This window comes from Streptomyces sp. NRRL S-920, assembly GCF_000717945.1.
GTDB classification, from domain to species: Bacteria; Actinomycetota; Actinomycetes; order Streptomycetales; family Streptomycetaceae; genus Streptomyces; species Streptomyces alboniger.
This window is the reverse complement of the sequence record NZ_JODF01000001.1, coordinates 168,038-192,341: the sequence shown is the minus strand read 5'-3', so window position 1 is coordinate 192,341 and position 24,304 is coordinate 168,038. Positions and strand designations below refer to the sequence as shown.

Sequence of the window (24,304 nt, the reverse complement as noted above, 5' to 3'; positions counted from 1 at the left end):
GGATGATCACCTATCGCACAAGGGGAAAGCTGTGCCCGCATCACGCCTCGGCCGTACGCCGCTTCCAGGCATCGGCATCCGGTACGACCTGACGACCCGAGAACACCGGCGCCTGTCGGTGGTCGCGCACCGGGACGGGGCGCGGACGCTCAGCGCGTACCGCTCCGACGATCCGGACGAGTGCGCGCTGTCGCTGCGACTGAGTTCGGGTGAGGCGGAAGCGCTGATCGACGCGTTGATGCCCTCCCACCACAGCCCCACTTTGCTGCACACCACGGACCTCGGCCTGGTCGCGGAGCGGGTTCTGCTGTCGGCCACCTCGTACTGGAACGGGCGGCTCCTCGGCGAGACCCGGATGCGCACCGAGACGGGGGTGTCGATCGTGGCGGTCCTGCGGCGGGCCGACGCCATTCCCTCGCCGGCCCCCGACTTCCGCCTGGCGGGCGGTGACACCCTCATCGTGATCGGCACCCGCGAAGGCGTGGAGACCGCCGCGACGATACTCGGGCGGGAGTGATCACATGCACTCCGCTGTCTTCCTCATCGAGTTCGGCGCGATCATTCTGGCCCTCGGGCTGCTCGGCCGCTTCGCGGGGCGCTTCCAGTTCTCGCCGATCCCGCTCTACCTCCTCGCGGGGCTCGCGTTCGGCGAGGGCGGTCTCCTGCCGCTCGGCGCGAGCGAGGAGTTCGTCGCCATCGGCGCCGAGATCGGCGTCATCCTGCTGCTGTTGATGCTCGGGCTCGAATACACGGCCAGTGACCTCGTCAGCAACCTCAAGACGCAGTATCCGGCCGGTCTCGTCGACTGCACGCTGAACGCCCTGCCGGGCGCGGTCGCCGCGCTGCTCATGGGGTGGGGTCCGGTCGCCGCCGTCGTACTCGCCGGAGTCACGTGGATCTCGTCGTCCGGCGTCATCGCGAAGGTCCTCGGGGACCTCGGGCGGCTCGGCAACCGCGAGACGCCGGTCATCCTCAGCATCCTCGTCCTCGAAGACCTGGCGATGGCCGTCTACCTGCCCATCATCACCGCCCTGCTCGCGGGCGTCGGCTGGGCGGCGGGCAGCCTCACGCTCGCCATCGCGCTCGGCGCGGCCGGGCTCGTCCTCTTCCTCGCGGTGCGCTACGGACGGCTCATCTCCCGCTTCGTCTCCAGCGACGACCCGGAGAAGCTGCTCCTGGTGGTGCTCGGTCTGACCATCCTCGTCGCGGGGATCGCGCAGCAGCTCCAGGTGTCCGCCGCCGTCGGCGCCTTCCTGGTCGGCATCGCGCTGTCCGGTGAGGTCGCCGAGGGCGCGCACTCGCTGCTCGCGCCGCTGCGGGACCTCTTCGCGGCCGTCTTCTTCGTCTTCTTCGGACTGCACACCGATCCGGCGAGCATCCCGCCCGTACTGCTCCCGGCGCTCGCGCTCGCCGTCGTCACCGCCCTGACGAAGATCGCCACGGGGTACTGGGCGGCCCGCCGCGCGGGCATCTCCGTGAAGGGCCGTTGGCGGGCGGGCGGCGCCCTGGTGGCACGGGGTGAGTTCTCCATCGTCATCGCGGGCCTCGCGGTCGCCGCCGGCATCGAACCCTCGCTCGGACCGCTGGCCACGGCGTACGTCCTGATCCTCGTGATCGTGGGCCCGCTGACCGCCCGATACACGCAGCCCATCGCGGGTTCCGTGGCCGGTCTCCTCACCCGCCGCCGCGAGACCGCGGCCGAAACGGCGCTGGTGCCAGGACCTCGGGGGCCGGTCGAGTCCCTGGACGGTCAGGACGTGCCGGACCGGTCCTGAGGACGCCGGGTGCGAGATACCGCTGTGACCTGCTCGGGCAAGGGCGGGTCACAGCGGTGACGAGCCCCTGGTGACACAGCCCGGCCCGCCCATCCGGGGCGCCGGGGTGCACTTCGGGCAAGTCCGGGACTCGGCTCCCCCCGCCCTCCCGCCGCCTGGCATGATGCTCCTCATGACCTCAGGGCCCGCGTTCCGCCTCGCACGAGCCGCCGTGTTCGCGGCCGTGTGCGTCGTGACGACGGCCTTCGGTCACGCGCTGATGTCCGGCGCCTCGCTGCCCTGGTGGGCGGTGGGCTACGCGTTCGCCGCCACGTCGGCCGCCGCGTGGTGGCTGACCGGGCGCGAGCGCGGGGCGCCGGCGGTCATCGGCGCCACCGTCGGGGCGCAGCTGGCTCTGCACGAGCTGTTCGGCGTAGCGCAGCGGATGGGCCCGCCACCGGTACGGGCCGGTGACGGCATGAACCACATGAACCATCCGATGCCGGCCGCCGACCCCGCCGCCGCGGGGGCCATGCCGGACGTGGGCGCGGCCCACTGGGTGATGGCCCTGTTCGGGCACAGCGGCTCCGGCATGTTCCTGGCCCACCTCTTCGCCGCGCTGATCAGCGCCCTGTGGCTGTGGCGCGGCGAGGCCGCCGCGTTCCGTACCGGACGCGCGCTCGCCGCTGCCGCCTTCGTACCGCTGCGACTCGTCCTCACGGTCCTCGTCGCCGCCCTCCCTCCATCGCCGCCCCACGTCGGCACGCTCGTGCCCGTACCGCGGCTGCGCGGGGCCCTGCTCCCCTACGACGTCTCCCGCAGAGGCCCACCGGTCCTTCCGGCCAGTTCCTGAAACCGCCCGCACCCTCCTGGTGCCGGGCGGATCTTCGGCGTTCGCGCGCCGTTCCTCGAACTCTCCTGACCGAAGGACCTTTTGCGATGACTCCTACCCTTTTGCACCCTGGGCGCCGCCGCGACCAGGCCCGGGACGACCTGATCACCGAGTGGGCGCTCGCCGCCCGCGACGGTGACGCCGCGGCGTTCGAGCGGTTCGTGCGGGCCACCCGGCTCGACGTCTGGCGTTTCGTGGCCCACCTCAGCGGCGACCTGCACGGCGCCGACGACCTGACCCAGGAGACGTATCTGCGCGCTCTGACCGCGCTGCGCGGATACGCGGCCCGCTCCTGCGCCCGCACCTGGCTGCTCGCGATCGCGCGCCGGACCGTCGCCGACCGTTTCCGCTCGGCGGCGGCCCGGCCCCGGGTGGCGGACACAGCCGACTGGCAGCTGGCGGCGGAGCGCGCGCAGCCGCGCGGACTGCCCGGGTTCGAGGAAGGAGTGGCACTGCTCGACCTCCTGCGGACGCTCGACGCGCCGCGCCGCGAGGCGTTCGTGCTGACCCAGCTCGCCGGGCTGCCGTACGCGGACGCCGCGGCCGCCGCGGGGTGCCCGGTCGGCACGGTGCGCTCGCGGGTGGCGCGGGCCCGCGAGCGGGTGACCGCGCTGCTGGTCGAGGCGGACCGGGCGGCCTGAGCGGCCGGCGGGCAGTGAGTACCGCGGAAGTTGTACACCCCGCGGCGCTACCGCGGCGGATGGAGACGCCCGTCAACCGCTGGTTGATCGAAACCTCAACTCCCGGGTTGACGAATGCGAATTCGCCGCGAAGTAGCTTCTGTCCGTGCGCCGGGGCGGTCGGGTCCAGCAGGGTCCGGGCCGCTTCGGCGCACGACAACCGACAGTGGGCGGGATCGACGACGACCGAAGGACCGGCACGCGCGGCGCGATGAGCGCGTGTGCCGCGTCAGGTGCCGCCCTCGACCCCAAGGGGGAGCCATGCGTTCGAACATTCTGGCGAGGACACTGATCAGCGCCACCGCCGTCGTCGGCATCGCCGCCGGCAGCCTGGCGGGGGCGGCCACCAGCTTCGCGGCGAGCGAGACGGCCGCCAAGCCCGCGGTCAGCGCCGAGGCCGTCACCCCGGCCGCGGTGAACAACCTGGGCCTGAGCGCCGCCCAGGCGAAGAACGTCCAGCGCTGGCTGAAGGCGTACTGGGGCTACACCGGCGCCATCGACGGGCAGCTGGGCACCAACAGCTGGAAGGCGTTCCAGCGCTGCCTGAAGGCGAACTGGGGCTACACCGGCGCGATCGACGGCATCCCCGGAAAGAACACCATCAAGGCGTTGCAGCGTCTGCTGAAGCACAGCTGGGGCTACACGGGCGCGATCGACGGCGTCGCCGGGGCGGGGACGAAGGCCGCGTTCAAGCGCTTCGCCAACGCGGTCTAGTGACCGCGGTCGGGCGGCGCGCTTTGGACGGCGTGCCGCCCGACGGCGCGGGGGGGGGCGCCGGGCACGGGGGCCTGCGGCTACCCGGCGCCGCCTCTCCAGCCCCGCTACCGGGGCGTCTCGCGTACGAACAGGGTGACCGACACGCTCGCCTCGAAGCCGTTGCTCCGCATCAGCGCGGCCGACGCGGTGTTGCGGGACTCCACGTCGGTCACCACGGCACTCGCGCCCGCTTCCGTGAGCGTCGCGCAGCAGGCCTTCACCAGGCGGCTCGCGATGCCCTGGCCCTGGTACTCGGGGGCGCTCGCGATCCACTCCAGGTTGCCCCAGTCGGCACGCTGGTCGAAACCCATCGAGCCGAGTACGAACCCGGCGAGCCGCTCTCCGTCGAGCGCCACCCAACAGGCGGACGCCTCGCTGTCGAGGTGGCCCGCGATCGCCGAGAGCGACCAGGACGTATAGGGCTTCGCGGAGGTGTCGTAGACCCTCCGGCCCAGCGCGAGCACGTCGGCCAGATGGGTGGCCGTCATCGGCGCGAGACCGATCACCGGGCGCTCGGGGGCGGCGGGGGTGGACATGGGGCCTCCCAGGGGGCGGGTGCGGCGCTCGGCCGCGGCTTCGTCCACCTCACGCTATGAGGCACCCCCTGGTCACGCATGCCGAGGGTGACGTGGCGGGGGTACGCGAAGGGGGCGGGCCGCGCCCGGCGGCAGGGGGCGGAGGCGCGGACACGGACGGCCTACCCGGGGGCAACTCGCCCGTGCGGACAGTCCTTTGATCAGTTGGACGGCCGTCCTGGGCACCGCTCGGCAGCCTCTATCGTGGACCGCATGTCCGTTCCTGAGCTGATCCGCATCGTCTCCCGCTCCTCCCCCATGGCCCTGGCCCAGGTGGAGCGCGTCCGTGCCGAACTCGCCGCGCACCACCCCGGCATCCGTACCGAGGTCGTGCCGGTGACGACCTCCGGGGACCGCTGGATGGGCGATCTGGCACGCCTGGGCGGCAAGGGGGCCTTCACCAAGGAGGTCGACGCCGCGCTGCTCGCCGGTGAGGCGGATCTGGCGGTGCACTGCGTCAAGGACGTGCCCGCGGACCGGCCGCTGCCCGCGGGGACGACGTTCGCCGCGTTCCTCAAGCGGGACGACATCAGGGACGCGCTCATCCACCCCGGCGGGCTCACCCTGGACGAGCTGCCGGCGGGCACCCGCATCGGTACGTCATCGGTGCGCCGCCGCGCTCAACTCGCCGCATCGCACCCCGAGTTGGAGTGCGTACCGATGCGCGGCAACGCGGGGCGCCGCCTGGAGAAGCTCGCCGCGGGCGACGCCGACGCGCTGCTGCTCGCCCAGTCCGGCCTCGAGCGCATCGGCCGCCCCGACCTGGCCAGCGAGATCCTGTCGGTGGAGACGATGTGCCCGCCGATCGGGGCGGGGATCCTCGCCCTCCAGTGCCGCGAGGACGACACGACCACCATCGACGCGGTGTCGGGCCTCGGCGACAAGGACGCCTGGCGGGAGGCGACCGCCGAACGGATGTTCCTGCACGTCCTGCAAGGCCACTGCAACTCCCCGATCGCCGGGTACGCGCGTTCGGAGCGCAGCGGTGACCTGTCCCTGCGCGCCTGCGTCTTCACGCCCGACGGCAAGACGGTGCTCAACGCGCACGAGTGGGCGGGCCCCCTCGACCCGGCGACGCTCGGCACCTCCGTGGCCGTCGCCCTGCTGCGCCAGGGCGCCCGGGAGCTGATCGACGGCATCGCCCACTGACACCCGCCACGCCCCGTTCCGAACTGGGGGGAAACCCCCAGCCCAGAAGGGGGAGAACCACGTTCCGCGGGCGGGGCTCGGCGGCCTAGCCTCATGCTCATGCGAGCAACGATCGGCGCCTTCCTCACCCGGCGGGCATGGCGCGAGGCGGCCTACTGCCTCGTCGGGTTCCCGCTGGGGCTCGCGGGCGGGGTGGTCCTCGCGGTCCTGCTCGCCCTCGGCGCGGGGCTGACGCTCTCCCTGGTGCTCGCGGTCATCGGAGTACTGCTGCTCATCGCTGGACTGCGCCTCGCCCGAGCGCTGGGCGGCGTCCACCGGGGGCTGGCCGCGGCGCTGCTCGGCGAGGGCGAGCGGGTGCCCGCGCCGGCGCCGTTCCGGCCGGGCGAGGGCGTCGCGGGGCGGCTCGACGCACGGCTGCGGGACGGGGCCGGCTGGCGGGCGGCGGCGTACGTACTGGCCAAGCTGCCGGTCGGCGTCCTCGGCGCGTACGCCGTCCTCTGGTGGGTCACGGGCCTGGTGAACGTCACCGCGCCGCTTCGGTGGGCGGCCTTCGGGCAGCACCTGCGCCCCGGTGCTCCGCAGGGCATGCCGGTGCTCACCCCGGTGCCGTTCGGGGGCCTGGAAGCGGTCACCTTCGCCGGGACCTGGCTCGCGGTCGTGATCGGCGTCGGCACGCTGCTGTGCGCGCCCTGGGTGACCCGGCTCGTCGTCGCGGGCGACCGCTGGCTGATCCGGGCGCTTCTCGGTCCCGGCCGACTCGCCGACCGGGTAAGGGACTTGGAGGAGAAGCGGGCGCTGGCCGTCGACGACGCGGCGGCGCTGCTGCGCCGGGTCGAGCGCGATTTGCACGACGGGGCGCAGGTCCGGCTGGTCGCGGTGGCGATGGGCCTCGACATGGTCAAGGAGCGCCTGGACGACGAGCGGCCCCTGGACGTGGGGCGCGTCCGGCAGCTCGTCGAGGGCGCGCACCAGAACGCCACCCGGGCCCTCACCGAACTCCGTGATCTGGCCCGCGGCATCCACCCGCCCGCCCTCGACGACGGCCTGCCCGACGCGCTCGCCACGCTCACCGCGCGCGGCACGGTGCCCGTGGAACTGACGGTGGACCTGCCGGTGCGGCCCACTCCCGCGATCGAGACCATCGCGTACTTCTGCGCCGCCGAACTCCTGGCCAACGTCATCAAGCACAGCCACGCGCGCCGGGCGACGCTCGACGTGACCCAGCGGGACGGGCTGCTGCGGCTGCGCGTCGGCGACGATGGGCGGGGCGGCGCCGCGTTCGGCGCGGGCAGCGGGCTGACCGGGCTGGCGCAGCGCGTCCGTACGGTCGACGGCCGCATCGACGTCCGCAGCCCCGAGGGCGGGCCGACGGCCATCACCGTCGAACTGCCGCTGCACGCGTGAGAGCATGCGGGCCATGCGTGTCGTGATCGCCGAGGACGCCGCCGTACTGCGGGAGCTGCTGGCCCAGATGCTCGCCGACCGCGGGCACGAGATCTGTGCCGCCGTGGGCGACGCGCAAGCGCTGCGCGAGGCGGTGGCCGCACACCGCCCCGACGTCACGGTGGTCGACATCCGGATGCCGCCGACCCACACGGACGAGGGGCTGCGCGCGGCCATCGACATCCGCGGCACGCACCCCGGCACGGGTGTGCTGCTGTTCTCGCAGTACGTCGAGACGAAGTACGCCACTCGGCTGCTCGCGGCAGGCTCGGCGGGCGTCGGCTATCTGCTGAAGGACCGGGTGGCGAACGTCGCGGAGTTCACGGACGCGCTGGAGCGGGTGGCGGCGGGCGGCACCGCGCTCGACCCCGAGGTCGTCACACAGCTGGCCGGCGCGAGCCACCGCGCGGCCGACCTGGCGCCGCTCACCGGCCGGGAGCGCGAGGTGCTCTCCCTGATGGCGCAGGGCCGCTCCAACGCGGCGATCGCCGAAGCCCTCTTCGTCTCGTCCGGCACGGTGGAGAAGCACGTGGCGGCGGTCTTCGACAAGCTCGGCCTGCCCCCGTCGCACGACCACAACCGCCGGGTCCTCGCGGTCGCCCGGTATCTGAGGCCGTGAGGGCGTCGTACGTACGTCGCATTCCGCGCGGTCCCTACGCCTGATCACCCCGGCAGGACAAAGGCATATGCCAAAAGCAACACCGCATCGGGTGTTGCCAAATCCCTTACGAGCCCCCTCCCGCTGTGCGAAAGTCGTTAGCGGTCCACCACCCGCCAAATCGGTCGCACCGCACCTCCACCGGAGCACCCATGCCGTCCCATGTCTTCGCGGACCACGCCGCCGCCCAGCCGCCGGAGCGCGGCGCGGTCGACGCGCTGATCTCGCAGACGCGCCGGCTCCGCGGCGACGTCGACGCCGTACGACGCGAGGCCGTGGCCGACCAGGGGGACCCGGCGGGGCGCTGGCAGCGAGCCCTCTGCGATCTGGCCGTCCACCAACTCGACGACCTCGACGACCATCTCGCCCAGCTGCGGGACGGCCCGCCGCGGGCCGAGGGAGAGCCCGCGGCGCCGGCAGCGCAGCGGCCCACCGATCCGCGCCGCGGATCGCTCCTGAGCCGGGTGGGCAGCGCCGAGTGGAACCTCCTCACCGACGAGGCCAGCTGGTCCTGCGAGCTGTACGACATCCTCGGCCGCGACCCGGCCGCTCCCCCGCTCTCCCTCGACGAACTCCCCTCCCTCGTGCACGCCGACGACCAGCCCCTGCTGACCGCGATGGTCACGGACTGCCTGGTCGACGGAAAGCCCATCGACGGCGAGTTCCGAATCGTGCGGCCCGGCGGGGACGTGCGCCAGGTGCACATGATGGGCGAGCCCGTCCTCGCCGCCGACGGCTCCACCGCCTCCATGTGGGCGGTCCTGCGGGACGTCAGCGAACTGCGGCGCAGCCAGCGCGTCCTGCGCGAGACCCAGGAATCCCTGCGGCGCCGCCGCGAGATCGAGCAGACCGAGCACCGGCTCGCGGTCGAACTCCAGGAGGCGGTCCTGCCGCCGTGGCGGGGCGCGCTGCGCCTACCGCACGACGGCCCCGCCCGGCTCGACCTCGCCGCCCACTACCTCCCCTCCTCGGTCGGCTCACTCATCGGAGGCGACTGGTTCGACGCGATGGAACTGCCCGACGGCCAGGCCCTGTTGAGCGTCGGCGCCCTCACAGGGAACGGCGTCACCGCGACCTCCGGCATGGCGATGCTGCTCGGCGCGCTGCGCGGCATGGCGGTCGCGGGCGCCCCACCCGGCCGCCTCATGGGCTGGCTCAACGACCTGCTGGACGCCACGGCCCAGCCCGCCCTCGGCAGCGCGATCTGCTGCCGCTACGACCCCGCCACCCACCGGCTCGCGTGGGCGCAGGCCGGACACCCCGCACCGCTGCTGTTCCGCGGCGGGAGGGGGCGCGCGCTGACGCCACCGTCCGGCGTGCCGCTCGGCGCCGCCCGCGGAGTGGCGTACGAACAGGCCGAAGAGCAACTGCTGCCCGGAGACCTGTTACTGCTGCACACCGACGGTCTTGTGCCGCGGCATGACAGGGACGCGGCGACGGACCTGCTGCTCTCCCTCGCCCCCCGGCTCACCGAGGCGCGCACCGCGCGGGACGGCGTGCGGACCCTCGTCGAGGAGTTCGGCGAGGCCGCGCGCGAGGACGACGCCTGCCTGTTGATCGCTCGCTGCTGAGTGCGTGGTTACACCCTCGCTGTCCTCCCCGCCCCCCTGACTCCCTTCGCGCCGACTCCCTTCGCGCCCCTCGGCAGCGCGTGTTTGATCTCCTCGCGCAGGTCCTTGATCTTCGGGTATCCGGCGTAGTGCGCCGTCAGGCGGTACATCTCGCGCAGCCGGTCCCAGGTGCGGTGGGAGGAGTTGGCGCTCATCGACACCAGCGCCAGCCGCGCGTACCGGTCGGCCTGCTCGGGGTCGTCGGCGATGAAGCAGGCCGACGCCAGCGAGATGTAGTCGAAGATCTGCGACCGGTCGTGCCCCTTGGCCCGCAGCTCGATGGCCGCCCTGGCATGCCGCTGCGCGATGTTCGCCGCGGCCGGTTCGTGGTCGGCGAGCGTGCGGTAGGCGAGGGCCTGCATGCCGTGCAGGTCCGCCTCGTCGAACATCTGCATCCAGCTCGGCGGCGGCACGTCCCCCTTGTCGGAGACGAAGAGGTCCTCTGCGAGACCGAGCGTGCGCCGCATCGCCTGACCGTGCCCCATCGACGCCTGCGCCCAGGCCTCGATGGTGTACAGCATGGCCCGGGTGCGGGGCAGCGCCTCCTCCCCGGCCCCCGACTTGGCGAGCTTCATCAGGTCCAGCGCGTCGTCCGGCTTGCCGAGGTGCACCATCTGGCGCGCGGCCCGCGACAGGGCCTCCCCCGCGCGCGGGCGGTCGCCGCCCTCGCGCGCCGCGTGCGCCGCGATGACGAAGTACTTTTGGGCCGTGGGCTCCAGGCCGACGTCGTGCGACATCCAGCCCGCGAGGACGGCGAGGTTGGCGGCGACGCCCCACAGGCGGCGCTGGAGATGGTCGGGGTGGCGGTAGGCGAGCATGCCGCCCACCTCATTGAGCTGGCCCACGACGGCCTTGCGCTGCAACCCGCCACCGCGGGCCGCGTCCCAGGCGCGGAACACCTCGACCGAGCGCTCCAGCTCCTCGATCTCCTGCGACCCGATGGGCGCGGCCTCATAGCGGTCGAATCCGGCGGGGTCGGCGTGCAGGGGATCGATGAGACGGGGGGCGTCGGCCGCGAGGGCCGGATCGGCGTGCAGCCAGTCGTGCATGGCGCTGCTGAGTGCGGAGCCTGCGGCAAGCGCAGCGCCCGCGCCCACCAAGCCGCGTCGGTTGAGCATGAGGTCCATTCCCGTGAATTCGGTGAGGACCGCGGCTGTCCGCTCGGGCGCCCACGGCACGCCGTCGGGGTGCTCCACACTCCCGTCGCCGCGCCGCTTCCCTGGGCGCCCGTGCCGGACCAGACCTAGATCCTCAGTGGTCACGACACGGCCGAGACGCTCGGTGAACAGAACAGCCAGCACCCTCGGCACCGGATCGCGCGGGATCTCCCCCATGTCGATCCACCGCCGCACCCGCGAGGTGTCGGTGGCCAGCTGGAGGTGGCCCATCGCCGCCGCCTGCCGGTTCACCAGTCTCGCCAGCTCACCCTTGGACCAGCCGGCCAGGCCGAACAGATCCGAAAGGCGGGTGTTGGGTTGTCCGTTCACGTCAAGCCCCCAGGTTCTCGGCTGAGTTGACAGTAACCCTCTGTCAGTTGCTGAGCGACTATTCGCCAGGGTTCGCCAGGGTGCGCCAGATGGTGTGCCAGGGGAGGCCGGGTGTCAGGTAGGAGTGCGCCACCCCGACCCGGTCGCCGCCAGGCACTCCCCAGGGTGCTCCCGACGCGATCGGGGCGGGAGGCGCACGCAATTCACAGGCACACGAAGGGATCTGTATCGCCTATGTACGCAGCATCGTCCTCCGTGTCCGCCCCGCCCCGGCCGCTCCACCCGCGCCCCCCGGCCCCCCGGGGCCGGGAGGTGCCCCCTTCCCCGGGGAGCGGCCCCTATTTGGAGCCTCTGCGGCCCGGCGCCGCACAGCTCGGCGCCGGCCGGACGCGTCGCGTGCCGGGATCCGGTACTCAACCGCTCAGCGGGAGACTCGACTTGTCCGGCCCCCAGGGGGCGCAACTGCGCACCGCTATTGCTTCGGTGCACCGCATCTGCCCGGAGTTCAATCCCGTGCAGGTGCTCCGCCGGAGCGGGCGCAGCGTCCTGCTCGTCGGTACGGCGGGACGGGGTGCGGCCGTCGCCAAGTGCTTACTGGACCACTCCCCCCTGTGGGCCGACCGGATCCGGCACGAAATAGCGGCATACCGCTCGTTCGTCCGGCACCGCCCGCCCGTGCGGGCGCCTCGTCTGATCGCCGCCGATCCCGAGGACTGCACGCTGGTGATCGAGCGGATGCCGGGGCGGGTGGCGGCACTCCAGCGGCACCCCATCGAGGCCCCGCCGCGCGCGGACATCCGGGCGGCGCTCGGCTCCGTCCTGCGCCTGAACCAGTGGCGGCCGCCGGCGGAGATGTTCGGCAGGCCGATGGACTACGGCCGGCGGATCTCCCGCTTCCACGAGCTGGGGCTGCTGACGGACCGTGACATGGGAGACCTACAGAAGCTGCTGCACGGCATCGCGCACTCGGCCGTCCACCAGGGTGACGGGCCCGAGTCCATGTGGCAGTTCTCCCACGGCGACGCCCTGCTCTCGAACATCCTGCTCTCGCCCGCCGGGCCCGTGCTGGTCGACTGGGAGCACGCGGGCTGGTATCTGCCGGGGTACGACCTGGCGACGTTGTGGGCGGTGCTCGGTGACGCGCCGGTGGCGCGGCGCGAGATCAGTCAGCTGGCGCAGTCGGCGGGTCCCGCGGCGCGGGACGCGTTCCTGGTGAATCTGATGCTGGTACTGACCCGCGAGATCCGTACGTACGAAACGGCCGTGCAGCGTTCGATGCACGAGTCGGCCCCGGCGGCGGCATCGGGCCCCGTCCACCCCGGTGCCGTGCCGTCCGGTGAGGAACAGCGGCTGCTGCTGAGGCGGCTGCACGACGACTGCCAGATGGCCCGCCGGGCCGTGCGGGCGGCGGTCGGCACGCGCTGACGGGGGCGGAGGTCCGCGGTGCGCCCAGGGCACGGGCGCACCGCGGACTTTTGTATGCCTCTGGTCTATGTCCTCGGGAATGGCACACCGGCCTATGCCTGCGCCTGCCCCGCTCCCCTGCTTCCCTGGTGCCTTGATTCCGGCTCCTCCGAACAGGTGGATCCCCTCGCGGCTCATTGGTCCATGCCACTGACGCGTCGCAGGCGGTAGGGCCTGCCCCGGCGAAAGTCCGCCGCTGACCCGCCGGGACCGACGCTGACATGGGAAATCAGTTGTCCTGGGCATGATTGACGGATCGTCGGAGAGCCGGTACCACTGACGCACGCCCGGCCCCGCACGCCCCGTCACGCTTCATCGGCCCTGAAGTCCCAGGAGGCTGCATTGCGAGGAACCACCGCCCGTACCTCGTCGGCGCGCAGACGCACCATCAGGACGGCGGGCGCCCTCGCGTCGGCCGGGCTGCTGGTGCCGCTCCTCGGTGCGGCCCCGTCGTCCGGCGCTCCGCGACAGGCGTCCGCCACCGATCTCCAGGGCGCCTTCGCGTCCGCCGCCGCCGAGTACCGCGTCCCTCAGAGCGTGCTGCTCGGCGTCTCCTACCTCCAGTCCCGCTGGGACGCGCATGGCGGCGCGGCCAGCGTCACCGGCGGCTACGGCCCCATGCACCTCACCGACGCGCGCACCGCCCTGGCCTCGGCCCCTCACCACAGCGAGGGCGACGAGGACCCGCGCGGCGACACCTCGCGTCCGATGCCGCCGCCGCGGGCGGAAGTGCCCGCGGAGTCCGATCTTCCGGCGCGGCTGACGACGTTGCCTCGCGCGGCCGAGCTGACCGGCATGCCGGCCGAGGAGCTGCGTACCGACGCCGCCGCGAATGTGGAGGGCGGCGCCGCCCTGCTCGCTGCGGCGCAGAAGAAGCTCGGCAGGCCGCTGAGTGCCGATCCGGCCGACTGGTACGGCGCGATCGCCCGCTTCTCCGGGGCGGACGACGAGGCGACGGCGGCGGCGTACGCCAATGATGTGTTCGCCGTCATCCGCGACGGCGAGCGGCGCACCACGGACGCGGGCCAGCGTGTGGCGCTCCCCGCGGAGCCCGGTCTGCGGCCCGACGCGGCGCAGCTGAAGCGGATGGGGCTGCGCGAGGCGGCCCCGGGTGAGACGGAGTGCCCGCGGACGGTGGCGTGCGAGTGGATCCCGGCCCCGTACGAGGAGTTCAAGGACCCCAACGGCAATCCGGACTACGGCAACCACGACAAGTCGAACCGGCCCAAGAGCCAGAGCATCGACTCGATCATCGTCCATGACACCGAGGGGCGGTGGGAGGGCGTCCTGAACATGGTGCAGGACCCGACCTATGTGTCGTGGCAGTACACCCTGCGCTCCACCGACGGCCACATCGCCCAGCACGTGAAGGCGAAGGACGTCGCCTGGCACGCGGGGAACTGGTACGTGAACGCCAAGTCGATCGGCCTGGAGCACGAGGGCTTCCTGACCGCTCCCGACACGTGGTACACGGAGGCGATGTACCGCACGTCGGCCCGGCTGGTGAAGTACCTCGCCAAGAAGTACGGCATTCCGCTGGACCGGCAGCACATCCTCGGCCACGACAACGTCCAGGGCACGGTCCCCGCCACGATCCCGGGGATGCACACCGACCCGGGCCCGTACTGGGACTGGCAGCACTACTTCACTCTGCTCGGCAAGCCGTTCCACCGCACGGCGGGCCCGAACGGCGGTCTGGTGACGATCGCTCCCCAGTACTCCGCGAACCGGCCGGAGTACACGGGCTGCGCCAAGCCGGGCGAGAAGTGCGTGCCGCACGGTTCGGCGGCGGTGCGGGTCCACACCGAGCCGCGGGACGACGCGCCGCTGATCAAGGACATCGGCAAGCGGCCGGGTGGCCAGCCCTCCACGATCGATGTCAACGACGTCGGGGCGCGGCTCTCCACCGGCCAGCAGTACGCGGTCGCGGACCGTCAGGGCGACTGGACCGCCGTCTGGTACCTGGGTCAGAAGGCGTGGTTCAAGAACCCCGGGAAGCAGCCCACCGCGGTCGACGCGAAGGGGTTCGTGGTGACGCCCAAGGAGGGCGCGAGCGAGATCCCGGTGTACGGGCGCGCGTACCCGGAGAAGGAGGCGTACCCGGCGGGCGTACCCGTCCAGCCGGTCACCCCGCTGCCGTACCGCATCCCGGCGGGCCAGAAGTATGTGATCGGCGACAAGGTGCCGGGCGAGTACTTCTACGCGCCGACGTTCGACACCGCGCGGCACACGGTGGTGCGCGGCAAGGACATGTACTACGTGATCCAGTACGGGCACCGCATCGGGTATGTGCGGGCCGCGGATGTGCGGGTGGTGCGGTCGGGTTCGTGAGGCCGGGACATGGCGCTGCCCCGTTCCTCGGCCGGAACGGGGCGGTGCTTGTACGGAGGTGCGGGGTGGCCGGGCGCGCGGGGTCGGCGGGGGCGGTCAGACCTGCTGGAAGAGTTCCGCGGGCAGTGGCTTCAAAAGCGCGTACAGATCGTCGGTGATCGGCCGGTCCCAGGCGGCGATGGTCACCAGGACGTTGTCGCTGCGGTCGAACTGCACGCACGAGATGCGGCTCTCCGACAGCTTCAGGCGGCGCACGATGAGGAGGTTGTCGCCCTGCATCACGGGCATGTCCTCCGCGGAGACGACCGTGACGTCCTCCTCGTTCTCCAGGGCGATGAGCAGCTGGGCCACCTCGAAGGGGACCTCGCCCTCGGCGGTGTCCCGCGCGGGGGCGCCCTCCGGGAGGTTGCCGATGATCATCGCGGGGCCGCGGCCGCCGAAGAGGTCGTAGCGCAGGAACACGCCCTGGCAGCTGCCGTCGGGGGCGGGCAGCAGGCCCGCGCCGAGATTGCCGGGCCAGTCACCGGGATCCATGGCCAGGACATCGAAGTCCGGGCCCGCGGGGGTGGCGGAGCTGCGGCGGCGGAGGAAGGACATGCACCCATGGTACGTGGCCCGCCGGGCGTTCCGGCCCGGGGGCGCGAGCCTCGCGGGGGCACGGGGGTGGGCGCCGGGCTGCCCCGGGGCGACCCGGGAATTGCCACGCGGGGCGACCCCGGCATAATGGCGCCCCCTCGACAGCGGAGTCCCCCACATGACGGACGTATCCGTGCTGGACTACTGGCGCGCGGGCCTGAGCGACGTACCGGACGAGGTCTGGCGGCGGGAGCGTCTGGAGGTCCTGATCCTGGCCGACAACGCGCTCACGCGGCTGCCCGCCCGTATCGGCACGCTCAAGGCGCTGCACACCCTCGACCTCGGGCACAACAAGCTGCGTACGGTCCCGGCCGGGCTCGGCGACCTGTCATCGCTCAGCCGCTGCCTCTATCTGCACGACAACGCGCTCACCGAGCTGCCCGCGTCCCTCGGCCGCCTCACCCGGCTCGCGTATCTGAACGTCGGCGAGAACCGTCTGACCGCACTTCCCGAAACGCTGGGCGGCCTGGCGGGACTGGTGGAACTGCGCGCCCAGCACAACGCGTTGACCCGGCTGCCGGAGACGATCGGCGCCCTCACCGCGCTGCGCGAGCTGTGGCTGCGCGGCAACCGCCTGCGGGAACTGCCCGCCTCCATAGGCGACTTGACGGCGTTGCGTGAACTGGAGCTGCGCGAGAACGCGTTCACGGCCGTCCCGGAGGCCCTGCGCGGTCTTCCTCTCCTGCGCCGCGTCGACCTGCGCGCCAACCGCCTCACGGAACTGCCCGGCTGGGTGGCGGAGTTGCCGGCGCTGGAGAAGCTGGACCTGCGCTGGAACGGCGTACACGTCAGCGACCGGCTACTGCGGGCCCTGGATGCCCGGGGCTGCGTGGTCCTGCGCTGACCGCTCAGGTCATTCAGGCGGGGACGGGCTCCTGGGCGCTGCCGTCGAGGGGCGGATAGTTCTCGCCACCCATGCGCTCGGCCGTGTCCACGTACGTGGCGAGAGCGGCGCGGGAGCTGGCGAGCTGCTCCATCTGCTCGTCCAGTCGCCGCAGCCGTGCCCGCATCGCGGCCAGCAGCTCGGGACACCCGGGCAGCTCGGGGGTCTCTCCGACCGCGCACGGCAGCACGTAGGCGATGTCCTCGGAGGACAGCCCCGCGCCGAGCAGGTGCCGGATCTGCCTCACCCGCAGCACGGCACCCTCGTCGTACTCGCGGTAGCCGTTCGCGCCGCGGCCCGCCTCCAGCAACCCCTGGGCCTCGTAGTAGCGCAACTGATGGGTGTTGACGCCCGTCCGGCGACCCAGTTCCCCGATCAACATCGATTCCCCCGCTTGACCTTCACACCGGTATCAACGTTGACGATGTTGCCATGAACAACGCAACCGACACACATGTGACCGTCATCGGACTCGGCCTGATGGGCCAGGCGCTCGCCCGTGCCTTCCTCAAGGCCGGGCACTCCACCACCGTATGGAACCGCACGACCGCCAAGGCCGACCCGCTGGTCGCCGAGGGGGCGCGGCTCGCGCCGACGGTCGGCGACGCGCTCAAGGCGAGCCCCCTGACGGTCATCTGCCTCACCGACTATCCGGCCCTGCGCGAACTGCTCGATGCGAACGACATCGACCTCGACGGCACGACATTGATCAACCTCACGTCGGGTGACTCGGGCCAGGCGCGGGAAGCCGCCCGATGGGCCGCGCAGCGCGGCGCCCGCTACCTGGACGGCGCCATCATGGCCGTCCCCCCGGTGATAGGGACCGCCGACGCACTGATCCTGCACAGCGGACCGGAGTCGGACTTCGAGGCGCACAGGGCGACGCTCGAAGCGCTCGGCACCCTGTCCTACCTCGGCGCGGACCACGGGCTCGCGGCCCTGTACGACGTGGCCGGCCTCGCCATGATGTGGAGTGTCCTCAACGCCTGGCTCCAGGGCACCGCGCTGCTCAGGACGGCCGGTGTCGACGCCGCGACGTACGCGCCGTTCGCACGGCAGATGGCGGCCGGCGTCGCCGAGTGGCTGCCCGGGTACGCCGAGCAGATCGACAAGGGGTCCTACCCGGCCGAGATTTCGGCCCTGGAGAGCGACGCGCGGTCGATGGAGCACCTCATCGAGGAGAGCGAGGCGGTGGGCGTCAACGCCGAACTTCCCAAGCTGTTCAAGGCGATGGCGGACCGGTCGATCGCCGCGGGACACGGCGGCGAGCAGTATCCCGTGCTGATCGAGGAGTTCCTCAAGCCCCGCGAGGGCTGAGTCGCCCCGGCACCGGGAAGGGGCCGGTCCCGGCGCCGGGACCGGCCCCTTCCCGGGGATCCTGCGGCGCTAGGGCCTGTCCGGCGGATCATGCCGCGGGCCGCGGGGCCTGGCACGCCGATCTGCACAGAAAGGTCACCGCCACCCAAGTACGGCCTGATCCGCCGGACAGGCCCTAGGTCAGGTCGAACTCGCCCTCGCGCGCGCCGTGGACGAAAGCACCCCACTCCGCGGGTGTGAAGATCAAGGATGGGCTTTCCGGCCGGCCGCCGTTGCGCATCGCCACGAAGCCTTCGACGAAGGCGATCTCCACGTCCCCGCGCCCTTCGCTGCTGGATCGCCAGTCGGCGGTACTGAGGTCCAGCTCCGGCTTGTCCCAGCCCGCGAGCGGATGCTGCTGAGTGGTGCTTTCGGCCACGTCCGTGCTCCTCCCGATGCGTCGTCCGGCGCCAGCCTAGCTTTCGCTCGGGGCGCCGGACAGGCCGCGGAGTCCGGCCACGATCCGTCGGCTGCCGGGTGAGGTGCCGGGTGGCGTCAGGTGGCGGGTGGTTCGGCGCCGACGAGCCACATGGCGAAGAACTGCGCGCCTCCTCCGTAGGCGTGCCCGAGCGCTCTGCGCGCCCCCTCCACCTGGTGCTCCCCCGCCTGTCCCCGCACCTGAAGTGCCGCCTCCGCGAAGCGGATCATCCCGGAGGCGCCGATGGGGTTGGTCGACAGGACGCCGCCGGACATGTTGACGGGCAGGTCGCCGTCGAGTTCCGTCACACCGGACTCGGTGAGCTTCCAGCCCTCGCCCTCCGCCGCGAAGCCGAGGTTCTCCAGCCACATCGGCTCGTACCAGGAGAACGGCACGTACATCTCGACGGCGTCGATCTCCCGGCGGGGCTCCGCGATGCCCGCCTGCCGGTAGACGTCGGCGGCGCAGTCCTTGCCCGCCTGCGGGGAGACGAAGTCCTTGCCCGCGAAGAGCGTCGGCTCACTGCGCATCGCGCCGCCGTGCATCCAGGCGGGCGGCCGCGGTGAACGGGCCGCTCCCGCACGGTCGGTGAGGACCATCGCGCACGCCCCGTCGGAGGAGGGGCAGGTCTCGGAGTAGCGGATCGGGTCCCAGAGCATCGGCGAGGCCTGCACCTTCTCCAGGGTGATGTCGTGCTCGTGGAGGTGCGCGTAGGGGTTTTTCAGGGCGTTGCGCCGGTCTTTGTACGCGACGAGGGAGCCGACCGTCTCGGGCGCGCCGGTGCGCCGCATGTACGCGCGCACGTGCGGGGCGAAGAAGCCGCCCGCCCCCGCGAGCAGTGGCTGCTGGAAGGGGATGGGCAGCGACAGGCCCCACATCGCGTTGGATTCCGACTGCTTTTCGAAGGCGAGGGTCAGGACGGTGCCGTGGACGCGGCCCGCGACGAGGTTGGCGGCGACCAGGGCCGTGGAGCCGCCGACCGAGCCCGCCGTGTGCACGCGGAGCATGGGTTTCCCGACGGCTCCGAGCGCGTCGGCGAGGTACAGCTCGGGCATCATGACGCCCTCGAAGAAGTCCGGGGCCTTGCCGATGACGACGGCGTCGATGTCCGCCCACGACAACTCGGCGTCCGCGAGAGCGCGTTGGGCGGCCTCGCGGACCAGGCCCGCGATCGACACGTCACGTCGGGTGGCCACGTGCTTGGTCTGCCCGATCCCGACGACGGCCACGGGTTCCTTGCCCGTCCGACCGCTCACCTGGCTACTCATCGGGCGTCTCCTTCCAGGAGGGCGACCAGGTTCTGCTGGAGGCAGGGCCCCGAGGTGGCGTGTGCGACGGCGCGGTGCGACGCGCCCCGGTGGATGCGGGCGGCCGCCTCGCCGATCCGGATGAGCCCCGCGGCCATCATGGGGTTGGCGGCGAGCGCGCCCCCGGAGGGGTTGACGGTGACGTCGTCGCCGATTCGCAGGGCCTTGCGCAGCACGACTTCCTGGGAGGTGAAGGGCACGTGCAGTTCAGCGGTGTCCACGGGACGTTCGAAGACGCCGGCGCGCTCGGCGGCGAGGCGGGTGGACGGTGAGTCAGTGAGGTCGCGCACCCCGAGGCCGTGCGCCTCGACACGGTGGTCGATGCCCCGGATCCAGGCGGGCCGCTCGCACAGATCGCGGGCCCGCTCCCCCACCGCGAGGATCACGGCCGCGGCCCCGTCGCCGACCGGCGGACAGTCTCCGGTACGCAGCGGGCGTACGACGTACTCGCCCTGCGCGACCGAACCGCTGAGCTGCGCGTGGGAGTTGGCGGCGGCGTCGGCGCGGCTGCGCCGGGCGACGCCGGCCAGCGCGGGCTCGTCGGTCTCGCCCGCGTCGATGAGTGCCTGCGCCTGGAGCGCGGCGAGCGCCACGGAGTCGGGCCACAGCGGGGCGAGGTAGTACGGGTCGAGCTGCCGGGTCAGCACGTCGCGGACGGAGCCTGGCGAGGACTTGCCGTAGGAGTAGACGAGCGCGGTGTCCGCCTCGCCGGTCTGGAGCTTCACCCACGCCTCGTACAGCGCCCAGGCGCCGTCCATCTCGACGTGCGACTCGGATATCGGCGGCCAGGCGCCCACTCCGTCGAGCGCCATCGTGAAGGAGAAGGCGCGGCCCGCGAGGTAGTCGCAGGAGCCGGAGCAGGTGAACCCGATGTCGCTGGTCCGCAGGCCGGTGGCGGCGAGGACGTGGTGCAGTACCGGCATGAGCATCTCGACTTCGGAGATCTCGTCGGTGGTGCGCAGATGGTCGGTCTGCCCGAAGGCGACGACGGCGACGCCGCGGGCCGGGCGCATCACGGACGGTTTACCGGGCGCCATCTAGATCAGCTCCTTGTACGTGTCGTAGTCGGCGTCGGGCTCGCCCGTCGGCCGGTAGTGGTCGGGGAAGCGGCCGCCCTCGGTCCACACCGGTTCGACGCGCAGCCCCATCCGCACCTCGTCGTAGGGGATCCCGGCGATGCGGGCGTGCAGCGCGAGGTCGGCGCCGTCGAGGGCTATGTGCGCGTAGACGTAGGGGACTTCGATGTCGAGGTTCTTCGCCTTGATGTTGACGACGCAGTACGTCGTGACGGTGCCGCGCGGCCCGACCTCGACCCGCTCGGCCGTGGCGATGCCGCAGGTGGGGCAGGCGCCCCGGGGCGGGACGTACACCTTGCGGCAGACGGGGCAGCGTTCGCCGACGGTCCGTTGTTCGGAGAGGGCGTTGATGTAGGCGCTCTGGGCGCGGCCCGGCGAGTAGGTGTAGTCGAGCCGCGCGGCCGCGACGATCCCGGTGACGGGGTCGGTGAACTCCCCGCTGTGGGGCGCGCTCTGCTGGGGGGCGTCATCCCCGTCGTACGGCTCGAAGCAGGCGATGTCCGTGATGGCGCCGACACGTTCGGCGGCCCAGCGGACGCGGACGCGCATGCCGGTGCGTACGGCGTCGGGCCCCGGCGCGTCGAGGGCGTGGAGCAGGGCCGTGTCGGCGCCGTCCAGCTTCACCAGGACCCAGGCGAAGGGGGTGGCCAGGGGCTGGGCGCGGCGGGGCTCGTGGTTCCAGGCCCAGGTGGTGACGGTCCCTGTGTCGGCGACCTCGACGAGGTCACGTATCTCTTCGGCGGTCGCGGGGTCGTACTCGACGGGCGGCACGAGCGTGCGCCCGTCCCCGGTCTTCACGCCGAGCACGGTGCGCTCCCGCAGCCCGGTCAGAAACGCGCTCTGCACGGGTCCGAGGGACCGGGTGAAGGGAAATTCGACGACGAGAGGCGCACGCAGCACTTCGGGCACGGGGGCGGATGTCATGACCAACTCCGATTCTCGACGATGGGGCGGAGGACCGCCCCGTGCAAGGGCGCCCCGAAGGGGCGCGGGGAACTGCGCGACCAGCCCCCACCGGCCCGCAGGTGGCATTCCGCCGGCCTAGGCTCGCCGGAACTCCGGGGACCGCTTCCCCGCAAAGGCTCTGGAGCCCTCCTTCGCAGCAAGGGCGCCCCGAAGGGGCGCGGGGAACTGCGCGACCAGCCCCCACCGGCCCGCAGGTGGCATTCGGCCGGCCTAGGCTCGCCGGAACTCCGGGGACCGCTTCTCCGCGAAGGCTCTGGAGCCCTCCTTCGCATCGGCGGTGTCGAACACGGGCCACCCCCGCTTCAGCTCGGCCGCGAGACCGTCCGCCTCGGAGAGCGAAGCGGCCTCGTACACGGAGGCCTTGACCGCCTCCACGGCGAGCGGCCCGCACGCGTTGATCTGCTCGGCGATGACGAGAGCCTTCTCCAGTGCGGCGCCGTCCGGCACGACATGTCCGACGAGGCCGATGGCGGCGGCCTCGGCCGCCGAGTAGGGCCGCCCGGTGAGCAGCATTTCCAGGGCGTGCGTACGGGGGATCTGGCGCGGGAGCCGCACGGTCGATCCCCCGATGGGGAAGAGCCCGCGCCGCACCTCGAAGAGGCCGAAGGTCGCCGACTCCCCCGCCACCCGGATGTCCGTGCCTTGCAGGATCTCCGTGCCGCCGGCCACGCAGTAGCCCTCGACGGCGGCGATGACCGGCTTGCGGGGGCGGTGGTGGCGCAGCATCGCCTTCCAGTGCAGATCGGGGTCGGCCCGCATCCGGTCCCGGTACCGCTCGCCCTCCATCCCGTTGCCCGCGAGGGCCTTGAGGTCCATGCCCGCGCAGAACACTCCGCCCGCGCCGGTCAGCACGATCGAGCGGACCGCGTCGTCCTCGTCGGCCGCCACCCATCCGTCGTAGAGGCCCACGAGCATCGGCAGCGACAGCGCGTTCTTCGCCTCGGGCCTGTTCAGCGTGAGGATCAGTGTGGCGCCTTCGCGCCGCACGGAGAGGTGTTCCGTCCCGCCCATGTGCCGTGCTCCCTCCGTCGCCGGGCATCCTGTCGCCCCCGGACCTGGAACAGGTTGCAGTAGCCGGGGTGCCAGTTCAATAGCTTTCTGACACCCAGTCAGTTTTGTTGCGCGGGGACCCTTCCCACTTGTGGGTGCCTCTGCTCTGATGACCGCCAAGCGGGGGCTCGCAGTGGACGCCGGGGTCAGGAGGAGCGCGGTGGAGTACAACCTTGCCGACCTGTTCGAGTCGGTCGTCGACGTGGTTCCCGGCCGCGAGGCGCTTGTCTATATCGACCACCCCGGCACGGGCGCGGAGCGCCGGCTGACCTACGCCGAGCTGGACGCGGTGGCCAACCGCGTCGCGCACCACCTCATCGACAGCGGCCTGAAGCCCGGCGAGCACCTGGGGCTGCATCTGTACAACGGCGTCGAGTACCTCCAGACGGTCCTGGGCTGCCTCAAGGCCCGGCTGGTGCCGGTCAACGTCAACTACCGCTATGTCGAGGAGGAGTTGGCCTATCTCTACCGCGACGCGGATCTCGCGGCGCTCGTCTTCGACGCCGAGTTCACCGAGCGGGTCGCGGCGGCGCTGCCGCGCACGGAGAAGCTGCGGCACCTGATACGGGTGGGCGAGCCGCCCGCGGGCGCGCCCTCACTCGGCGCCACCGACGCCGTCGACGTGGTGGCGTTCGCCGACGCGGAGGCCGCGGGCTCACCGGAGCGCGGCTTCGGACCGCGCTCGGCGGACGACCTGTTCATCATCTACACGGGCGGCACGACCGGTATGCCAAAGGGCGTCATGTGGCGTCAGGAGGACCTGTTCTTCGCGGGGCTCTTCGGGGGTGAACCGGCCGGTGAGCCGGTGAAGCGGCCCGAGGAGCTGGCCGAGCGGGTCGCGGCGGGCGGGGCCGGCCTCACCTTCTTCCCCACTCCCCCGCTGATGCACGGCACGTCGACGCTGACGTCGTTCATCGCCTTCAACTACGGCCAGCGGGTGGCCCTGCACCGCAAGTACGTGCCCGAGGAGGTGCTGCGCACCATCGAGCGGGAGAAGGTGTCGAGCGTGTCCCTGGTGGGCGACGCGATGCTCAGGCCGCTCATCGACGCCCTGCGCGGCCCGCTCAAGGGCACCGATCTGTCGTCGCTGTTCAGCGTCTCCTCTTCCGGGGCGATCATGTCGGAGACGGTGCGGGCCCAGTTCCAGGAACTGGTGCCGAACGTACTCCTCCTCAACAACTTCGGCTCCTCCGAGTCCGGCTCCAACGGCAGGGCGACGGACGACTCGGGCCCCCGTAAGGGCTTTCGCCTGGAGGTCAACGACCGTACGCGCGTGGTGGATCCGGCCACGCACGAGCCGGTCCCCGTCGGGGTGCCGGGCCGCCTCGCCCAGCGCGGCCACGTGCCGCTCGGCTACTACAACGACCCGGTGAAAACCGCCGAGACGTTCTTCCAGAAGGGCGGCGAACGCTGGGTGCTGCTCGGTGACATGGCGACGGTCGACGAGTACGGCATCGTCACCGTCCTCGGACGCGGCTCGCAGTGCATCAACACCGGCGGCGAGAAGGTGTACCCGGAGGAGGTCGAGCAGGCCCTGAAGTCCCATCCGGACGTGTACGACGCGCTGGTCGCCGGCGTGCCCGACGAGCGCTGGGGCTCAAGGGTCGCCGCCGTCATCCAACTGCGCGGCGGGGCGCCCTCGTTGGACCTGGCGGCCGTCCAGGCCCACTGCCGCCCGCTGCTCGCCGGGTACAAGATCCCGCGCGCGGTGGTCCTCACGGACCACATCGAGCGCTCGCCGAGCGGCAAGGCGGACTACCGGTGGGCGAAGGCGGTGGCGGCGGGGGGTTGAGGTCCGACCGGCGCACCTCGG

23 protein-coding genes are annotated in these 24,304 nt (G+C 72.3%); 14 read left to right on the top strand and 9 right to left on the bottom strand.

The features are described 5' to 3' along the window. The first annotated feature begins 31 nt into the window (after window positions 1-31). From IG54_RS0100820 to IG54_RS0100800, 5 genes are all read left to right on the top strand, one after another. A complete protein-coding gene (locus IG54_RS0100820; protein ID WP_030775806.1) occupies window positions 32-517 on the top strand; it encodes a cation:proton antiporter regulatory subunit in 486 nt (161 codons plus the stop codon). Between the two features lie 4 nt (window positions 518-521). Further along, window positions 522-1,775: a cation:proton antiporter gene (locus tag IG54_RS0100815; protein WP_030775803.1), complete on the top strand. Its 1,254-nt coding sequence runs from the start codon at window positions 522-524 to the stop codon at window positions 1,773-1,775. 172 nt (window positions 1,776-1,947) lie between these two features. After that, window positions 1,948-2,607, top strand: a complete 660-nt coding sequence (locus tag IG54_RS41765; protein WP_030775801.1) for a hypothetical protein — start codon at window positions 1,948-1,950, stop codon at window positions 2,605-2,607. An 86-nt stretch (window positions 2,608-2,693) separates the two neighbouring features. Beyond that, the gene (locus IG54_RS0100805; RefSeq protein WP_030775799.1) at window positions 2,694-3,287 is read left to right on the top strand and encodes a sigma-70 family RNA polymerase sigma factor; all 594 of its coding nucleotides are present in this window, start codon (window positions 2,694-2,696) and stop codon (window positions 3,285-3,287) included. A 300-nt stretch (window positions 3,288-3,587) separates the two neighbouring features. After that, window positions 3,588-4,040: a peptidoglycan-binding protein gene (locus tag IG54_RS0100800; RefSeq protein WP_030775796.1), complete on the top strand. Its 453-nt coding sequence runs from the start codon at window positions 3,588-3,590 to the stop codon at window positions 4,038-4,040. Between the two features lie 107 nt (window positions 4,041-4,147). Here IG54_RS0100800 and IG54_RS0100795 read toward each other — a convergent pair whose 3' ends face one another. Continuing rightward, on the bottom strand, window positions 4,148-4,618 hold the full coding sequence (locus tag IG54_RS0100795; RefSeq protein WP_078593591.1) for a GNAT family N-acetyltransferase: 471 nt from the start codon (window positions 4,616-4,618) through the stop codon (window positions 4,148-4,150). A 252-nt stretch (window positions 4,619-4,870) separates the two neighbouring features. Here IG54_RS0100795 and hemC point away from each other — a divergent pair, with 252 nt between their 5' ends. From hemC to IG54_RS0100775, 4 genes are all read left to right on the top strand, one after another. After that, window positions 4,871-5,806 carry a hydroxymethylbilane synthase gene (gene hemC / locus IG54_RS0100790; RefSeq protein WP_030775791.1) on the top strand — a complete coding sequence of 312 codons (936 nt, stop codon included), beginning with the start codon at window positions 4,871-4,873 and terminating at the stop codon, window positions 5,804-5,806. Window positions 5,807-5,905: 99 nt separating this feature from the next. Then, window positions 5,906-7,210, top strand: a complete 1,305-nt coding sequence (locus tag IG54_RS0100785) for a sensor histidine kinase (RefSeq protein ID WP_030775789.1) — start codon at window positions 5,906-5,908, stop codon at window positions 7,208-7,210. Window positions 7,211-7,223: 13 nt separating this feature from the next. Next, window positions 7,224-7,868, top strand: coding sequence for a response regulator transcription factor (locus tag IG54_RS0100780; protein ID WP_030775786.1), 645 nt, complete (start codon window positions 7,224-7,226; stop codon window positions 7,866-7,868). A gap of 191 nt (window positions 7,869-8,059) precedes the next feature. Beyond that, complete coding sequence (locus IG54_RS0100775; protein ID WP_030775784.1) at window positions 8,060-9,478, top strand: PP2C family protein-serine/threonine phosphatase; 1,419 nt, start codon at window positions 8,060-8,062, stop codon at window positions 9,476-9,478. Between the two features lie 8 nt (window positions 9,479-9,486). On the opposite strand, the gene IG54_RS0100770 is transcribed toward IG54_RS0100775, so the two are convergent. Beyond that, window positions 9,487-11,004 carry a hypothetical protein gene (locus tag IG54_RS0100770; protein ID WP_030775782.1) on the bottom strand — a complete coding sequence of 506 codons (1,518 nt, stop codon included), beginning with the start codon at window positions 11,002-11,004 and terminating at the stop codon, window positions 9,487-9,489. Window positions 11,005-11,238: 234 nt separating this feature from the next. On the opposite strand from IG54_RS0100770, the gene IG54_RS0100765 reads away from it, so the two are divergent. Continuing rightward, window positions 11,239-12,429, top strand: coding sequence for an aminoglycoside phosphotransferase family protein (locus IG54_RS0100765; RefSeq protein ID WP_030775779.1), 1,191 nt, complete (start codon window positions 11,239-11,241; stop codon window positions 12,427-12,429). Window positions 12,430-12,810: 381 nt separating this feature from the next. Further along, window positions 12,811-14,799 carry an N-acetylmuramoyl-L-alanine amidase gene (locus IG54_RS0100760; RefSeq protein WP_030775776.1) on the top strand — a complete coding sequence of 663 codons (1,989 nt, stop codon included), beginning with the start codon at window positions 12,811-12,813 and terminating at the stop codon, window positions 14,797-14,799. A gap of 96 nt (window positions 14,800-14,895) precedes the next feature. On the opposite strand, the gene IG54_RS0100755 is transcribed toward IG54_RS0100760, so the two are convergent. Continuing rightward, on the bottom strand, window positions 14,896-15,396 hold the full coding sequence (locus IG54_RS0100755) for a hypothetical protein (protein ID WP_030775774.1): 501 nt from the start codon (window positions 15,394-15,396) through the stop codon (window positions 14,896-14,898). A gap of 157 nt (window positions 15,397-15,553) precedes the next feature. On the opposite strand from IG54_RS0100755, the gene IG54_RS0100750 reads away from it, so the two are divergent. Beyond that, the gene (locus tag IG54_RS0100750) at window positions 15,554-16,279 is read left to right on the top strand and encodes a leucine-rich repeat domain-containing protein (protein WP_030775771.1); all 726 of its coding nucleotides are present in this window, start codon (window positions 15,554-15,556) and stop codon (window positions 16,277-16,279) included. Window positions 16,280-16,292: 13 nt separating this feature from the next. Here the strand turns inward: IG54_RS0100750 and IG54_RS0100745 are convergent, their stop codons facing one another. Continuing rightward, the gene (locus tag IG54_RS0100745; protein WP_030775768.1) at window positions 16,293-16,700 is read right to left on the bottom strand and encodes a MerR family transcriptional regulator; all 408 of its coding nucleotides are present in this window, start codon (window positions 16,698-16,700) and stop codon (window positions 16,293-16,295) included. 50 nt (window positions 16,701-16,750) lie between these two features. On the opposite strand from IG54_RS0100745, the gene IG54_RS0100740 reads away from it, so the two are divergent. Continuing rightward, window positions 16,751-17,635: an NAD(P)-dependent oxidoreductase gene (locus IG54_RS0100740; RefSeq protein WP_030775765.1), complete on the top strand. Its 885-nt coding sequence runs from the start codon at window positions 16,751-16,753 to the stop codon at window positions 17,633-17,635. Between the two features lie 175 nt (window positions 17,636-17,810). On the opposite strand, the gene IG54_RS0100735 is transcribed toward IG54_RS0100740, so the two are convergent. From IG54_RS0100735 to IG54_RS0100715, 5 genes are all read right to left on the bottom strand, one after another. Next, the gene (locus IG54_RS0100735; RefSeq protein ID WP_030775762.1) at window positions 17,811-18,053 is read right to left on the bottom strand and encodes a DUF397 domain-containing protein; all 243 of its coding nucleotides are present in this window, start codon (window positions 18,051-18,053) and stop codon (window positions 17,811-17,813) included. A 116-nt stretch (window positions 18,054-18,169) separates the two neighbouring features. Further along, entirely contained in the window at window positions 18,170-19,360 is a 1,191-nt protein-coding gene (locus IG54_RS0100730; protein WP_030775754.1) for a thiolase domain-containing protein, read from the bottom strand. Then, on the bottom strand, window positions 19,357-20,436 hold the full coding sequence (locus IG54_RS0100725) for a thiolase domain-containing protein (protein ID WP_420712215.1): 1,080 nt from the start codon (window positions 20,434-20,436) through the stop codon (window positions 19,357-19,359). Before IG54_RS0100725 ends, IG54_RS0100730 begins: the two co-directional genes overlap by 4 nt. Next, the gene (locus IG54_RS0100720) at window positions 20,437-21,399 is read right to left on the bottom strand and encodes a Zn-ribbon domain-containing OB-fold protein (protein WP_030775748.1); all 963 of its coding nucleotides are present in this window, start codon (window positions 21,397-21,399) and stop codon (window positions 20,437-20,439) included. 252 nt (window positions 21,400-21,651) lie between these two features. Then, window positions 21,652-22,452 carry a crotonase/enoyl-CoA hydratase family protein gene (locus tag IG54_RS0100715; protein WP_030775745.1) on the bottom strand — a complete coding sequence of 267 codons (801 nt, stop codon included), beginning with the start codon at window positions 22,450-22,452 and terminating at the stop codon, window positions 21,652-21,654. 199 nt (window positions 22,453-22,651) lie between these two features. On the opposite strand from IG54_RS0100715, the gene IG54_RS0100710 reads away from it, so the two are divergent. Beyond that, complete coding sequence (locus IG54_RS0100710; protein WP_030775742.1) at window positions 22,652-24,283, top strand: acyl-CoA synthetase; 1,632 nt, start codon at window positions 22,652-22,654, stop codon at window positions 24,281-24,283. Window positions 24,284-24,304: the final 21 nt, after the last annotated feature.

Excerpts from the sequence above, each read along its gene's own strand:
- IG54_RS0100775 (WP_030775784.1), top strand. The coding sequence starts at position 8,060 with ATGCCGTCCCATGTCTTCGCGGACCACGCCGCCGCCCAGCCGCCGGAG.
- IG54_RS0100785 (WP_030775789.1), top strand. The coding sequence starts at position 5,906 with ATGCGAGCAACGATCGGCGCCTTCCTCACCCGGCGGGCATGGCGCGAG.
- IG54_RS0100800 (WP_030775796.1), top strand. The coding sequence starts at position 3,588 with ATGCGTTCGAACATTCTGGCGAGGACACTGATCAGCGCCACCGCCGTC.
- IG54_RS0100815 (WP_030775803.1), top strand. The coding sequence starts at position 522 with ATGCACTCCGCTGTCTTCCTCATCGAGTTCGGCGCGATCATTCTGGCC.
- IG54_RS0100715 (WP_030775745.1), bottom strand. The coding sequence starts at position 22,452 with ATGGGCGGGACGGAACACCTCTCCGTGCGGCGCGAAGGCGCCACACTG.
- IG54_RS0100725 (WP_420712215.1), bottom strand. The coding sequence starts at position 20,436 with ATGGCGCCCGGTAAACCGTCCGTGATGCGCCCGGCCCGCGGCGTCGCC.
- IG54_RS0100745 (WP_030775768.1), bottom strand. The coding sequence starts at position 16,700 with ATGTTGATCGGGGAACTGGGTCGCCGGACGGGCGTCAACACCCATCAG.
- IG54_RS0100720 (WP_030775748.1), bottom strand. The coding sequence starts at position 21,399 with ATGACATCCGCCCCCGTGCCCGAAGTGCTGCGTGCGCCTCTCGTCGTC.
- IG54_RS0100730 (WP_030775754.1), bottom strand. The coding sequence starts at position 19,360 with ATGAGTAGCCAGGTGAGCGGTCGGACGGGCAAGGAACCCGTGGCCGTC.
- IG54_RS0100780 (WP_030775786.1), top strand. The coding sequence starts at position 7,224 with ATGCGTGTCGTGATCGCCGAGGACGCCGCCGTACTGCGGGAGCTGCTG.
- IG54_RS0100765 (WP_030775779.1), top strand. The coding sequence starts at position 11,239 with ATGTACGCAGCATCGTCCTCCGTGTCCGCCCCGCCCCGGCCGCTCCAC.
- IG54_RS0100750 (WP_030775771.1), top strand. The coding sequence starts at position 15,554 with ATGACGGACGTATCCGTGCTGGACTACTGGCGCGCGGGCCTGAGCGAC.
- IG54_RS0100755 (WP_030775774.1), bottom strand. The coding sequence starts at position 15,396 with ATGTCCTTCCTCCGCCGCCGCAGCTCCGCCACCCCCGCGGGCCCGGAC.
- IG54_RS0100795 (WP_078593591.1), bottom strand. The coding sequence starts at position 4,618 with ATGTCCACCCCCGCCGCCCCCGAGCGCCCGGTGATCGGTCTCGCGCCG.
- IG54_RS41765 (WP_030775801.1), top strand. The coding sequence starts at position 1,948 with ATGACCTCAGGGCCCGCGTTCCGCCTCGCACGAGCCGCCGTGTTCGCG.
- hemC (WP_030775791.1), top strand. The coding sequence starts at position 4,871 with ATGTCCGTTCCTGAGCTGATCCGCATCGTCTCCCGCTCCTCCCCCATG.
- IG54_RS0100805 (WP_030775799.1), top strand. The coding sequence starts at position 2,694 with ATGACTCCTACCCTTTTGCACCCTGGGCGCCGCCGCGACCAGGCCCGG.
- IG54_RS0100740 (WP_030775765.1), top strand. The coding sequence starts at position 16,751 with ATGAACAACGCAACCGACACACATGTGACCGTCATCGGACTCGGCCTG.